At 40.1% G+C, this 13,910-nt stretch carries 12 protein-coding genes; 3 read left to right on the forward strand and 9 right to left on the reverse strand.

Translation table 11 applies throughout. The features are described 5' to 3' along the window. The first annotated feature begins 266 nt into the window (after positions 1-266). A complete protein-coding gene (locus KJB35_RS04485) occupies positions 267-716 on the forward strand; it encodes a hypothetical protein (protein WP_285469309.1) in 450 nt (149 codons plus the stop codon). A gap of 57 nt (positions 717-773) precedes the next feature. On the opposite strand, the gene KJB35_RS04490 is transcribed toward KJB35_RS04485, so the two are convergent. The 4 genes from KJB35_RS04490 to KJB35_RS04505 form a co-directional block, all read right to left on the reverse strand. After that, the gene (locus KJB35_RS04490) at positions 774-962 is read right to left on the reverse strand and encodes a hypothetical protein (RefSeq protein WP_285469310.1); all 189 of its coding nucleotides are present in this window, start codon (positions 960-962) and stop codon (positions 774-776) included. Between the two features lie 446 nt (positions 963-1,408). Further along, positions 1,409-3,010 carry a methyl-accepting chemotaxis protein gene (locus KJB35_RS04495; RefSeq protein ID WP_285469311.1) on the reverse strand — a complete coding sequence of 534 codons (1,602 nt, stop codon included), beginning with the start codon at positions 3,008-3,010 and terminating at the stop codon, positions 1,409-1,411. Between the two features lie 1,003 nt (positions 3,011-4,013). Next, positions 4,014-5,330, reverse strand: a complete 1,317-nt coding sequence (locus tag KJB35_RS04500) for a type II toxin-antitoxin system HipA family toxin (protein WP_285469312.1) — start codon at positions 5,328-5,330, stop codon at positions 4,014-4,016. Then, positions 5,327-5,572, reverse strand: coding sequence for a helix-turn-helix domain-containing protein (locus KJB35_RS04505; protein WP_285469313.1), 246 nt, complete (start codon positions 5,570-5,572; stop codon positions 5,327-5,329). The genes KJB35_RS04500 and KJB35_RS04505 overlap by 4 nt, the downstream gene beginning before the upstream one ends. A gap of 195 nt (positions 5,573-5,767) precedes the next feature. Between KJB35_RS04505 and KJB35_RS04510 the strand changes: the two genes are divergently transcribed. Then, positions 5,768-6,937 carry a hypothetical protein gene (locus KJB35_RS04510; RefSeq protein ID WP_285469314.1) on the forward strand — a complete coding sequence of 390 codons (1,170 nt, stop codon included), beginning with the start codon at positions 5,768-5,770 and terminating at the stop codon, positions 6,935-6,937. Between the two features lie 55 nt (positions 6,938-6,992). Here the strand turns inward: KJB35_RS04510 and KJB35_RS04515 are convergent, their stop codons facing one another. The 5 genes from KJB35_RS04515 to KJB35_RS04535 form a co-directional block, all read right to left on the reverse strand. Next, complete coding sequence (locus KJB35_RS04515; RefSeq protein WP_285469315.1) at positions 6,993-8,837, reverse strand: WD40 repeat domain-containing protein; 1,845 nt, start codon at positions 8,835-8,837, stop codon at positions 6,993-6,995. A 122-nt stretch (positions 8,838-8,959) separates the two neighbouring features. Continuing rightward, a complete protein-coding gene (locus KJB35_RS04520) occupies positions 8,960-9,748 on the reverse strand; it encodes a TIGR00266 family protein (protein ID WP_285469316.1) in 789 nt (262 codons plus the stop codon). A 350-nt stretch (positions 9,749-10,098) separates the two neighbouring features. Then, entirely contained in the window at positions 10,099-10,299 is a 201-nt protein-coding gene (locus KJB35_RS04525; RefSeq protein ID WP_285469317.1) for a hypothetical protein, read from the reverse strand. A gap of 102 nt (positions 10,300-10,401) precedes the next feature. Continuing rightward, entirely contained in the window at positions 10,402-11,679 is a 1,278-nt protein-coding gene (locus KJB35_RS04530; RefSeq protein ID WP_285469318.1) for a hypothetical protein, read from the reverse strand. Positions 11,680-12,451: 772 nt separating this feature from the next. After that, positions 12,452-13,030, reverse strand: a complete 579-nt coding sequence (locus KJB35_RS04535; RefSeq protein ID WP_285469319.1) for an endonuclease V — start codon at positions 13,028-13,030, stop codon at positions 12,452-12,454. Positions 13,031-13,303: 273 nt separating this feature from the next. Here KJB35_RS04535 and KJB35_RS04540 point away from each other — a divergent pair, with 273 nt between their 5' ends. Beyond that, positions 13,304-13,603: a hypothetical protein gene (locus tag KJB35_RS04540; RefSeq protein WP_285469320.1), complete on the forward strand. Its 300-nt coding sequence runs from the start codon at positions 13,304-13,306 to the stop codon at positions 13,601-13,603. Positions 13,604-13,910 lie beyond the last annotated feature (307 nt).

Genomic DNA, 13,910 nt, shown 5'->3' on the forward strand with positions numbered 1-13,910 from the left:
CATATTTAACATAACCTACATAATACGCACCTTGAGCCATGTAACTCATTGACTTAAAAGGGTAATTACTGAATTATTTAGTGTGTAAGCTGTCGAGTAGACAGCGTAATACACTAAATAGTGATAGTAATTATATATTTTATGTTAAATATATGTTAAATAAGGGAGATAAATCTTGTTCTGTTTGTGTGGCCTACATTCACTTTGCTTGAACCAACACTGTCTTACTGGTAGATTCCACCGCTAGAATTTATTTGGGGAAAATTATGATGAGATTAAGAGACTTTGTATCATTTACGTTGCTGACATACTTGAGCATTGCTTCCCTTGTATCAGTTTGTGCCTCATTACTTCTTTCTATTGAGCCTCATTTTACTGAAACAGCATTTGACCATGGTGGCTTTGCTTTGACATTCTTACTGATCATGTCTGCACGCTCCACCATGATGATGAAAAAACGTAAGACAATCATTAATCGCACATTGCTTCGTCGTTCAGTGGCACTTCTGAGTATTTCTTTCGGAGCTTTTCTTGCTATGGCTTTACTTTTCTATGTCACTACGTTAGCTGGCTATAATTATGTGTCGCCTGATAACTCTGCAACCGCTGGAATCTACGCGTTTAATGTTTCGTGGTTCTTCTTTATGTTTGGATTGGTTGAAATCGGTGCTAAGTTAACGAATCCGCTTTCCAAACGTATGCAGATTCAGTCGTAAGTAATGTACAAAAGAAACCCACAACAAAGTGGGTTTCTAATTCAATTTCTTGGCAAATTACCCTTTCATCCCTTCTAACGAGTAATTTCGTGGTTTTCGTGGGTATTTCTTCTTTGACTTCATAAGAGCTTCCCTTACCCGTTTTTTATAGTCTTCCAGTTGCTCTTCTGTAAGCGTCTTTCCGACCGTCTCATCTGACAAAGCTATTAGGTTACCAATTGTTTTTGCTGATTCAGGATCTATCATGACACCTCCCTTTAATCTGAATAATCGGACTTCAAGCAGTCAGTGCATACTCTTATTACGTTGTAACTTTTGCTCATTCGACAATCTATCTTAAAGTGAGGTTTAACTTTCATTGGCTCTGACCATTCACGTTTAGACGATCTTAAAAAACATACAGCTGATAAGTACATGCTTCTAAAATTTTTAAATAAACCCAACATCGTTACCTGAAAATTCTGGTTTAACTTTATCCTAATTGTATATCAATTGGTTACAATACTTTGACATTGATATACACATAAATGAATGTTATTGTGGCACACGAAACCAACATGGATTTTTTAGATGCCTTATCAATCAAAAAAATACAACGTTGCGAATCACTCTTAAACGCTAATTAAAAAGGTCAATCCAACACGGATTGACCTTTTCTTTTACTCTGCTTTTACTTTGCTTTTATGAGACAGCTAAACTTTGAACATGTTTACCGCTTGATTCAACTTTGATTGCTGGTCTTCTAAAGTAATACAAATCTTTGTAGCACTATTCACAATCTCAACCGACTCTTCGGTTTGCTCGGCGATGTGTTGAACTGTAACATTCAAATGATCTGCCACCTGTGACTGAATGGCGCTTGTTTGTGAGATCTGCTCATTCAATACCGACATTTGTTTGATTGAATCAATAACACCATCGATCACTAAAATAGTTTCAGACGCTTTATCCACGCTCTCCTTTGACATTTGCTCAGACGACGCCATAGCAGACACAACTTCTTGCGTCCTCAATTGAAGTCTTTTAATCGTATCTTGAATTTCTCCAGTAGATGTTTGCGTTCTGCTAGCCAATAACCTGACTTCATCCGCAACCACTGCAAAACCGCGTCCTTGCTCCCCAGCCCTTGCCGCTTCAATCGCAGCATTCAAAGCAAGAAGATTGGTTTGCTCAGCTATGTCTTTAATTACATTCAAAACATCACTAATACTCTTAACGTCAGCTTCTAGTTCTTGAACTGCAAGACTGGTGGCATTTATCTCACTTGATAAAGCATTCGTAGTTTCAACCGACGTATCTAAAACCAACTTAACCTTTGTTGATTGTTCATCTGCACCATTTGCCTCCTTTGATGCCGCCTCTGCCCCTGCAAGCATTTCGTTACTCTTGGAAGACAAATCCTCAATGGCGACAGCAGCATTTGAACTGTCTTGACGCTGCTTTTCAGCGTTATTCGCTATTGTCTTAGTCATATCATCAATCGACTTAATGAGTGTTTGAACTTCTCTACTTGATGAGACTACTTGGGAGATTGTTTTGTGTATTTTGGCATTATACTTGTTGAAATTGATTGCCAGTTGCCCCAACTCGTCTTTCGACACCTCAGGTAGCCTTGCTGTTAGGTCTCCATTGCCACTCTCAATCTCGACCATACTTTTATTGATAAGATCAACTGACTTATAGATTGTACTTGTAACAAAGTAAGCCACAATGGCCGCAAAAAGGATTGCAACTGCACCACCAAACTCCATGGCCGTTTGTATCTTATTAATCGACTCATTTACCTTCACTACATGATTTTGCGAAAGAACAGCGATATGTTCTTTGTATACTTTGAGCTCATCAACAATCTCAAGCATCAAATCATTCATTTCGTCTCGACTCTCAAGGTATCTTTCAAGCGCACCATCGTGAGTAGAAGAAACTCTTTTGATTAAATCGCTCCACTTACTAAAAGCTGCGATTGAGTTATCAATATGCTGGTTGTATTTGGGCTCTAGAAAGCCAATCTGAACTAAATGGCGAGCTGACTCTAATCGTTTCTCAAGTTTTGAGCTCTCATCTTCAACCTGAGCAACATGGTCTTCATGCTTGGACTCTTTTTGGTTTTCAAGCAGTGACAGTAGCGCTACGTGGGTTTGATATACATCACGATAAGCATCTTCGAGCTCAAACTGAACAGGTGCTACCGATTGTGAATAGAGTTGGTTTTGTTCTTTCTGTATGTTGAATGCGTATATAGTCGCAAGGAAAATAAATGAGAACACTAATGATACAATAGCAATTGGTAGCATTAGCTTCTTTCTTAAGGATAGATGTTTCACAGTTTTATAGTAACCATACACATTCAACTTAGGCTGAACAACAAGTGTTAATATCAATTCTGGTTATTTAACATAAACTAGAAACAGCCAATTCCTTATCCATTAAGCACATTCCATACGCGTGGCATCCATACAGCAGATGTATCGACTTTTCTCGGGAAAACACCCTAAAAACTTTATTTTGATAACAGCCCCGTTGTGGCAGCATTACACAAACTGCACGTAAACACTTCTCTAAGCTAAAAGCGTTTATTCTTAGATATTGGAATTAACACTGAAATTTACGAATAGAAGTAATTTTCTCTGTCATCATGTTGAAAACCAAAATTTCTTTCAACTAAGCACTATTCACCTTGTGGCACCTTGGTTATAACTGTGATCAATTTCCGTGGAAAAACACCCCTAAATTGGACTTAACAACGATTTTTATTGTGGTACTATCGCCGCACTGAAAATACACCGCATGACTTAAAGCCATGATTTATCATCCTATCGCATTAATATTATCCACTGTTGTCTATTTCGTATGCATATTCGGACTGCTCACTCTCGCCGCCCACTTCGACACGTCTACAGCGATCGGCATCGTAACATCTACAGCACCGTTCATTATCCTTGGGTCATCGAGTCAGGCTCGTATTTCTTTCAGCAAACATTACGAACCAATACCAACATCTAAAGATCGATCACTCGTTCTCAATGCAGTAATGCCTGCTTTTAACTTAATTACCGTCTTTGCAACTATTGGCATCCTCTCTGGCTATACAGAGCGCTTTCTTAAATTCAACATAGTTAAAGATGACTATGCGCTCCACCAGAGCATTTCTAGCATCCTTATAGGATTAACCTTCATTGTAATTGCTTGCGGCTTAGGTACGTTCGTGTTTAACAAGACCATAGACATAATCAAGTTACATACATCGTCCCCAGTTTCAATTTGATATAAAGAAGGCTGCCAAGTGGCAGCCTTGTTTTATAGACCAAGTCTCTTTAAGTTATCATTTGCACCATTCGCAATAGACTGAATGATCCTTTCAGGAAAATCTGGGTAATCTTTTCGAACATCTTCTGTAACCGCAGCTAGCGCCTTCGGCAATTCAGCTTGGAATTGAACTACCATCTCATCAACTAGCCTTTTGTCTATACCCACCAGCTCTGCTGTATCAATAAAGTGTCTTTTGAATATCTTGCTGATTTGGTACTTCTTACCCTTGCTACCCTTCAGGCTCATCGCCAACTTAAGTTGTTTTGGATGTAAACCCTTTTTGCCAACCACAGGGAATGCAGACATTACGTCATAAAATGGAGTTAGAGAATAAGAGTTGTTTCTATCAATAAATAACGAAAAGTTTTTGGCGTGACCATCTGTTGCCCCAATAAGCCATTGGAAAATAAGGAAACTGAAAAACGCTACCCTGTCACGTAATGCGTTGGATGAACCCGTCAATACATCCATAACATCTTGTACGCCCAAACCACCATCAGCCTCATACTTCATTCCAGACGGCAAGCCTTTAACCTGACAAAAGTCTTCAACAGGTATTCTAAGAATCCAAGACTTATCCCGAGACCATGTACGATCGAACCTTTCGACCGCTAGTGCCTTAACCCCATCCGCAACCACAATCTCTGTATCAGGTACATTGAATCCAAGCTTTGAAGCCAGTCTCATACAAAAGTGTTCGTTCTCAACACTATCAGACATATCGAGCGTAAAATTAGGTTGTACTATATTGCCGATTGGCAGCTTTAAAATATGAGTAGTAGGAGTGTTTCCCACAGGGATATGCCATTTCCCATCCAACTTAAGCAATGCCGTCTTTTCCTGTGCGCCAGCAACGGAAATACGGAAATCATCGTAATCCTCCCTCATACCAAGAGGCACTTTAGACATATGGGCTGTAAGTACATCCCTTAATCCATCGACGTCCAACTCTCGCCCTTCAAGCTGTTTGAAGTTCGGCTCACCCTTCACTGGAAGAAGCGTTAGAGCACCGATACTATCTCGACCTATGTGCTCTAAGAGATCAAATGCTTGTGATGAATCAGCTTTATATCGAGCTACGATGCGATTTCTTACTTCTGTGACGTCAGGTAGTAAGTTATCGAAAAAATTGATCACCGCATCACTAGAGTGTCTAGTTTTCCGTAGTTGCAAAGAAAGAGAGATAGGACGTGCAAAGTCACTCTCTAGCCATTCTTTAGCGTAAATGAATGAGTGAGCCCCGTTCTTGGCCTTATTGAATTCACCGACATAAAGACCGTTCATGTAAGCATGAAGTGTTTTCACCAGTTTTCCTCATCTTTTTCACTTACGGATTTAACTTCTCCGCATTTAACGTCTAAGCCCATTTGATAAGCAGAAAGGATTTTGAATACTGTCTTTAGTTTCGTAGTCTCGGGTTTATTTTCGAAACTATTCACAGTTGCCTGTCGAACTCCTACCATTTTAGCGACATCGTTTTGGGAATCGCCGCGTCTTTCTCTTTCGAGTTTAAATGCGGTCGCTAATCCCTGTGGGTTATAAATCATAATACAAGCCTCTCATAACACGCTAAAGAGTATTTTTTCATGATAATACCCTGTAGCGTATTTTTGTCAATCTATACGCTATAGAGTAATTTTATTCCCCTATACGCTATAGCGTATTTCTTATGAATAATACGTTACAGCGTATTAGTCAAGGTTGGTATTTTTGTATTAATGATCTACCTTAAGCAGAAATAAATGAAATCAATCAAGCTCGATCTTCTAACCAATCCCCAGTGGTTAAAATGCCAAGCTGCAACAATCCTTGCAACAACAGGAACCGCGTTCTTTACACTATGGACTAGTAAAACTGGGTACACTGAAAGAGAAATTATTGGCCTATTAGCATTCCTTTACACCCTAACCTTTTTACCTCTATTAGTCTCAAAGACAACTTCTCTAGCTAAAGGTGGATTACTCATATCATCAGTGTGCCTATTGCTCGCTGGACTTGGGGTTACCCCAATAGGTATTGGACTATGCGCGTTTATAGCGTCAATGCAGCTTTCTCGTGACTTGTTTTACATTGGAATGATGGATGAGTATGTATCAATAGCCAAAAGACATAAGGTAGATACCAGATACGTTATTGGACTTGCGTTATTATTCGGATTACTTGTTTCGATGGTGACAAGCCCCCTAATTGGGTACACATCAGAAACTAATGCTAACTTGTATTTCATCATCCTGTCAGTGATAGGAATCATCCTTACATTCGCATTAGAACGAACCCAGAGGGAGAATAGAGACAAGAGAGAGTCTAGGTACATTCCTTCGAGTGTAATTGCGCTTTGCTCTCTTTCACTAGTTTCCAACATCCCTATGTTTTTCATTAGATACTTTGTCATACCTATGGCGATCATAAAATTCGCTGGGGAACTCGGATTTAGTGACAACGTAATGGTAATAGCTGGGACATTAATCAGCTTAATGACCGCAATTGGTTTTCTCGTACATCGCAGGCCAAACCCACAAAAATACATAATTCATATGTCTGTAGGCTTATTCGCTTCGCTTCTTTCATGTGTATTTATCGTCTTGAGCACTATAGATAAGACAGTATTAGAATTACAGGAAGCCGCAGTTGTCTTTTTGCTTGCGTACGCATCACTAGAGGTCACATCTAAAGTGTGGACGGTCAACTTTATTGCTGCTCTAACAAAGGTTTCTAGCAACCTTGATGAGCCTGAAGTCGCTTACAAGTGCTTTGCTAAGTACAAGTCCGCAGGCGGTGCAATAGGTTACGGTGTAGCGTTTTTACTAATCCCACACCTCGAATCTACAATTATTGGATTACATTTTACCATTTTTGCATTCGGATTCTGTGGAGCAGTATTGGCAGGGCTCTATAAGGAAAAATGGCTCTGAAAACCAAATAAAAAAGCCCAGATGTAAATCTGGGCTTTCAGCTTACTACGTCAACTTAGTAAACGAAGAATCCGCCATATACATCAGAACCTACAGTCTCTTTCATAGTGTAAGCTCCAACAATGATCTTGCCTTCATCAGTAATAGAAATTGTAGATTCACTTGCAGCAAATCCGGTTTGACGTTCATGAACACTTTTAGGGACGATGTAGTTCGAAAAGTCGTAAGTACCCTCTTCATTAACCTTGAAGATGGAAACACCGCCCACTTCATCACTAAAACGCCATTCCATTTCTGGTTCACCTGTGATTAGCACACCATCATTTGTACTCCAACGTAATCCACCCTCTGATACCGCTATAAAAGAACCGTCAGGACTGATAGCTACTTTTTCGCCAAAGTCATTGTCATCATTCAAAATATGCGGGAACAGAACTTGGATCTTTTTGTACTTTCCGTCTTCTAATTTGTAGATACCAACCACACCCATATCGCCACTATCATAAGGTGCCTCGATATCAGGAGAACCAATTGCCATTAACTTGCTATCGGGTGTCATAACGATCTCTTCAATGTCCTCTTCGCCTACTGTCAAAGGATGAAGAATACTCTGATGGCTCTTAAATCCATCAACATCGCTGAATGAAAGAACACGAACAAACTTAGTCCCAAGTGCATACGCAACTAAAGAGCCATCATGATTCGTTTCGATATCATGAATGCTGTAGACGTTTTGGTGCTGTTCTGTGTAAGTGTGCACCTTAACCCATTTACCTAGTTCATTTTTTTGGTAAGCGGTAACCAGTGAATCTGAAGGAAGCCCAACCGTGAATAACGTTTTACCGTCACCGGACATTACTAATTTCATGTCGGTGCCTGTAGTTTCTGCTTTATCAGGGACTATGAGAGATGGTACGTAGTTTCCGGTGCCGTCATCTTCTAACATAAAGATACCACCAGCATTTCCCGAACACATGTTATCTAAAGCATTTAGGTCATCACTACAGCTTTCTAAACCAACTGCAAAAGCAGCAATGACTTTACCATCAGCACTCATTGCAATAGATTCACCTAGCCCCATGCTGTAACCAACATCAGGCTCCCTGTAAATCTGAGATATAGCAAATTTACCTGCATCCTTCTTAAAGATGTAAACACCTGACTTTTCATCTCCAGAAATAGGGTCTGTCAATTGAACATCTGGGCTTACAGCAATCATGCCGTCACGAGAGACTTGAAGTAGTTTGCCGATAGAACCTCCATGCCACTGCCCCTCAGGGTTGAAGACTGTTTGGGTCATATCGTCAGCCATACGAGGAGTGACATACAATGCATTGCTCATGTAAGTACCATGAGAGAATGTTGCCATGATTCGAAAAGCTGGGTTGATACCAAAGCTAACTGATTTACTGATATCTACAGTTGCCGAACCGTCCTTCAAGTCCTCAGCGATCACTTTACAGTTATGTTCAGCTAAGGCGTTGTCGTAACAAAAAGAAAGCTTCTCGGTGCCGTCCTGACATTTGTCACCGTCTTCTGTGCAGTACTCTTTATCAAAAACTATGTCTGACCAAGTAATGTCTAGTGACTTGTAATCCCCAGCCATTTCAAGACTGTCGAAAACAAAAGTGTTGCTTGTACTGTAATCGTACTCTGGTTCAGGCTTTGGTTCCGGATCTGGCTCAGGCTCAGGATCTGGTTTTGGGTCTGGTTTTGGGTCTGGCTTAACATCCGGATCTGGTTTTGGGTCTGGTTTCAAATCTGGATCAGGAGTCGGATCGGGTTTCACATCCGGTTCCGGCGTTTCAATATTGCTGTCAGTATGCGATGTATCGCTACCGCCACAGCCCCCTAGAAGGCTCGCCATCACTAAAAATGGCAACAAGCTACTTTTTCTCATTAAATGCTCTTTGTTGTTGTAATTATTCAAGAAAGGTACGCATATCATTAAAAAACTAATCTTGCATACCAGTATTATTTGAGTACAAAAAAAGCCCAGAGTAAAAATCTGAGCATTTAGTGTTAATCAAACATTCTGAAGACACTACCAAGAATAGAACCTTCACCCGCAGTGCTACCACCCAATGAAGGTGCACGTGCAATGATTGTGTCTGCTAATCGCGAAAACGGAAGGCTTTGAATCCACACAGTGCCTTTGCCAGACAACTCAGTAAGGAACAAACCCTCACCACCAAATATCATCGTCTTTAGTCCACCCGAACGAGTAATATTGACATCAATATCTTTTGTAGTCGCGACAAGGCAACCAGTGTCTACGCGAAGCTTCTTCGTACCATCAAGTTCTACCTTCTGGATGTGACCACCAGCGTGTATAAACGCCATGCCGTCACCAGACAGCTTCTGCATAATGAATCCTTCACCGCCAAAGAATCCTACACCTATTTTTTTAGTAAGATGAACCGAAATAGATGTTCCCTTTGCTGCACAAAGGAATGAGGATTTCTGACAAATAATCTCGTTATCGTGCTCAGATAAATCAAGAGGAATGATTTTCCCTGTAAAAGGTGAAGCGAAAGCAATCTTAGCTTTTGAATCCCCACTATTGGTAAAGTGAGTCATAAACAAACTTTCATTTGTAAATGTGCGTTTCGCGATCCCTTTAACCTTACCAAACAAGCTTTCACTGGCTGGGGAACCATCACCCATTCTAGTTTCAAATTTAATCCCGTCTTCCATGTAGTTCATGGTCTGAGCTTCAGCCACTACAGTTTCATTAGGGTCAAGTTCTACTTCTACAACCTGAATACTTTCTCCGTGGATTTGATAATCCAATTCATGACATTTCGACATATAGTTCTTTGAGTTTTCTTTGTTAAATTGTTTTAAAAAAGCATAAAAAACATCAAATTTAGCCAACGTATTGACTAATGCACTACAGAGTTAGTATTTACTAAAAAATCATCTGGAATTCATGACGTTAGATTACGTTTAATTTCAGCCCATTACAAAAAATTATGTTTTTTAAAACATAATTCCTGAAAATTAGGATACTCCACTTGCGAAACAAGATTAAGTTATTTGCCATCACCTTAGTATGTGCAACATGTATATCATCTTCGAGTCCAACAAATGAGACAAATACGCTAAATACGCCAAACACAAAAGAAAATGCAGTCATAAATTTGTAGGGGAACTGAGGATTAAGGACATCCTTTAATCAGGTCGACAGGCGTTCTGTTATTGAATTCGTTCCACTCCTCTACACTAGTCAATTCGCCACAATTCCCACAACTAATGAAAACACCAGTTCCACAATCTTCTGTGGAAGGGGCGATGTATTTGAACTTTATGTATTCATCATCACCACATTTAGCACAAATCAAATGAGCTTTCTTACCCATTGCACACTCTCCTTTATAGTCATTAGTTGGTTATTTTAAAAAGAAATAGAGGGCACAATCTACAAAGAAATCGCGCCCCCAGAAACCATAAGAAATCACAGTTTATAGCTTTGGCCTAACTACAACCCTACCGTTATCCCTTACCACTTCTTCAGACTCTACTACGTTTCTCACCTTTGCTGCACCAAGGATGTTATTTAGCCTAGAAACAAATTCATTAGTAAATTCATTGATCTCTTTCTTAGATGAGACACGACTAAGGTTAGCCTGCAAAAGGTTTACTTTTCGAGCTTCTTCAAAAGCTACTGTTTTATAGAGTTCATTAGTTAAGTGTTCGGAGGCTAGTAAAGAGAACCCTCGTTGCAGGTTGTAATCAAATGATGTCACGCCAAAGTCTTCAATGACTTCCAACGCCTGTTTCGCAAAACCATCAAAGTACGTTCTCGCAAGAGATACCTGCTCAGGACTAAGCAATTCATCCTCATACCTATCCATAAGCCCATACGGCATTTCTGCTCCAAGCTCTACGTTACCAATTTCTCTAGACGTTTTAGGTATATTGGTTACTGTAAATATCTCCCCTGAGTTCATCTTAACGAAATGAGTTGTCCGTCCCGAACTGCTTTTAACTGTTTGGTACATGTAATTATCCATAACCGTTAACTTGCCAGACTCTACATCACCCATGATAAGCTCATTGATCGTCGAGGATTCCTTTATTGCATTTCTTTCAGCTAAAAACTCACCAATGGCACTCTCAATAAGCGGAGTTACTGTCTCAGCATTCAATTCGGCAGCGTGGTTCCTAATAATGTAGTCTTTGAGAGCCTGAAGCTCAGTAGTCTGCATTAACTCATTAATGTCGTCACAAGCCTCTACAGCGCGTTTATTAGGCATAAAGTGAGTCAGGGCAACCTTTGTTTCTGTTGATGGTAGCATGAGCATTTCACTCTCTGCTTTAAATGGAGCCGCACTAACGTTTATCAGGTGTTCTGCCCTTACGGTCGTTTTAAGAAGTACGCCCTCATAACCAGAAACAGTTTCTCCATTAGCTAGGATCTCCATCAAATCATTATCGTTATATGTCTTCTTGCTTGTAGCGAAACCCAACGCTGTTGCACGACACATCGACCAGCTGGTGGTTAGAGCAGATTCATGTATTTCTCCATCCTTCAGAGAATCCAAGAAACCATCAAGATCTTCCTTGCTAGAGAAGTTCAAACCTCGGTACAGTTCGTATTCCTTTCCAATTTCTGGTGCATATCGCTCCAACAAAACATCTAATATTTCGTTGCTGGTTATTGGGATATTGTCTTGTACATGAGCACGTAAAGCTTCATCGTAAGAATCAAGCTCTTGATATTCGGGATTGTGTGGCATTATTTAATCATTCTTTAAGTAAGTGTATTATTTTTCTGCCTTAAGTTTTAGCAATAAGCCCACAATGACTAACGATCAACCGAACAGTGCGTTACGACTTAAAAACTTTGATATCCGGTTAGACCCGTGTGTTAGGATGATTTTGTTTTTTAAACACAGGACTTCAAAATGAAACTATTGAGAGGGCTCTACGCCTCCGTAGCATTCATAATCATCTTCGTAACTCTAAGTGTTTTATGTTTGTGTTTTTATCTACATAACATGGCGACTTTTCGCCCATTGGCCGCTAAACACATAGTTGAGATGATCTACAAAATAATCTGTCTATCTTGGTATGACTGTAATGATTACATTAAAACTGGTGAGATCGGGAACCGAGTTAATGAAATTAATAAGCAATAAAATAGCCTGATACTCCTAACCCAAGTGAACAAGCAACACAGGCTTAATCCTATGATATAGAATGCGAGTACACATAAGCCGGATTAGCCAAAGATGAACTCTCAAAGAGACATAGTTCTATTTCTAATACAAGAATGGCGCATAACACTATGCGCCACTCTGATCACTTTACTCTTAATCCACTTTCTATAGTGGAAGAGCAAAGATCCATTTCTGCTCATGAGCACAACCCTCACAATACAAGCCCTCTTCTTTAATCTTTAGAGGCTTTGAAGGTGTGCAGCCCGTACAAGTGTAAGGATGAAACATTGGATTTTCTTGATATTCCTTGAACATCTTTACTTGTTGAGCTGTAAACGGAGCGCGGAGCTTACTTACCGACATCTGATACCTTTACAAAATTATTTAAATTGCCTCTAACCATCTTTTCTACATGGTAGACGCCTTCTTCTAAGTCCATACGACAGAAGCTATCAGCTAACTTAAGCATCGTTGGAATTCGGTGTTGTCCGCTACATTCGAGAACAAATCTCTTTGCTTCAGTTGCATCAACACCTATTGATGTCACATAGACAGGTCGGCGTGAGTTACCACGAGTTACGCAAGATGACTCTTCCACGTTTACATATCGATTCTTGGCGACACCAATTACCGCGAACTTCCCGTCAAAAGACTGATGAAGTTTAGCGCCAAGGCAAGGTTTGCCATCTATATCCACAAAACCATCTACAATAACGACATCCGGCGACAGAGCGTGTTCAGTGATTAGTTTCTCAATGCATGGTAATTCACGCTTATAAAAGGAACCGAACTCATAGTCCAGAACGCCCTCGACATCAGTTATGTGAACTGACACTGGTTTTAATGAGGTCTCATTTTCAAAGAGAACACCAGCAATTTTACCAGCACGTGTTTCTTCATTGTATTGAGCATCAATAGCTAAGTACAAGACTCAATCCCTTCTTGGTTTAAATTTGGTTGATATAACTCGACGCGAAAGCATAAGCCAAAGGCAAAAAAACTAACAGCACTGGAATGTATCCAGCACCTGCAACAGAACCTATTGCTTGCTTCCACTCTTGTGGAGTCATCTTTTCATACATATTAACACCATAAAATCAGTTAGTTAAAGCACTTGGAGTAAAGTGCCGATATTTCCCTTGCTTGTTCAAGGTGCTAACGAGATAATTTGGGGATATCCCTGCGATTATCTAGGTATCTCATGAATCAAGACAAAATGATGGTCAAGGCTTGCGTCCGCTCTGGCATGTGCTGCAAGAAGACGCCCTGTGGTTATGGCGAATGGAATGAAGACCATACACAATGCGCGTTCCTTGAGGTCGACGACAAAGGTCTGCATGGTTGTGGCAAGTATGAGGAAATCAGTAAAGATCCCAACTCCATTTACTCTCCAGCATTCGGATATGGCTGCTGTATGTCTATTGGAAACAGCGCCAGAGATGAGATCATTCAAACTCACCACAACGGTGTAATCCCTTACGTTGAAATCGATGCTTGGTGATGGCTTACATCACCTTTGTCTTCTAAGAAAAAATCATCGAAGCAAAAGCAACTAGCATGACTGCAAACGAATCCGAGATAAGTGCTAAAGTTGAAACCGCTATCAAAAATACCGCAATCGCTAAAAGCATTATGAACGCAATGCACTCATAACCAGACCGCTTTACTGCTTCATTCTGCATGGATACAAAGTTTTCTTTCACAATCATCCCAAAATTTGAATTTTCGTTATAAGAATACCGAATTCAAAGATATTTCCACCCTCAATTAACGTTTACATTAATCATTAGCAAAAAACAATGTGGTAC

This window comes from Vibrio sp. D431a (assembly GCF_030248655.1).
GTDB lineage: Bacteria > Pseudomonadota > Gammaproteobacteria > Enterobacterales > Vibrionaceae > Vibrio > Vibrio alginolyticus.

Bases quoted from the DNA above. Each gene is read 5' to 3' on its own strand.
- KJB35_RS04515 (WP_285469315.1), bottom strand. From the start codon at position 8,837: ATGAGAAAAAGTAGCTTGTTGCCATTTTTAGTGATGGCGAGCCTTCTA.
- KJB35_RS04525 (WP_285469317.1), bottom strand. From the start codon at position 10,299: ATGGGTAAGAAAGCTCATTTGATTTGTGCTAAATGTGGTGATGATGAA.
- KJB35_RS04490 (WP_285469310.1), bottom strand. From the start codon at position 962: ATGATAGATCCTGAATCAGCAAAAACAATTGGTAACCTAATAGCTTTG.
- KJB35_RS04540 (WP_285469320.1), top strand. From the start codon at position 13,304: ATGAATCAAGACAAAATGATGGTCAAGGCTTGCGTCCGCTCTGGCATG.
- KJB35_RS04510 (WP_285469314.1), top strand. From the start codon at position 5,768: ATGAAATCAATCAAGCTCGATCTTCTAACCAATCCCCAGTGGTTAAAA.
- KJB35_RS04505 (WP_285469313.1), bottom strand. From the start codon at position 5,572: ATGATTTATAACCCACAGGGATTAGCGACCGCATTTAAACTCGAAAGA.
- KJB35_RS04530 (WP_285469318.1), bottom strand. From the start codon at position 11,679: ATGCCACACAATCCCGAATATCAAGAGCTTGATTCTTACGATGAAGCT.
- KJB35_RS04495 (WP_285469311.1), bottom strand. From the start codon at position 3,010: ATGCTACCAATTGCTATTGTATCATTAGTGTTCTCATTTATTTTCCTT.
- KJB35_RS04520 (WP_285469316.1), bottom strand. From the start codon at position 9,748: ATGTCGAAATGTCATGAATTGGATTATCAAATCCACGGAGAAAGTATT.
- KJB35_RS04485 (WP_285469309.1), top strand. From the start codon at position 267: ATGATGAGATTAAGAGACTTTGTATCATTTACGTTGCTGACATACTTG.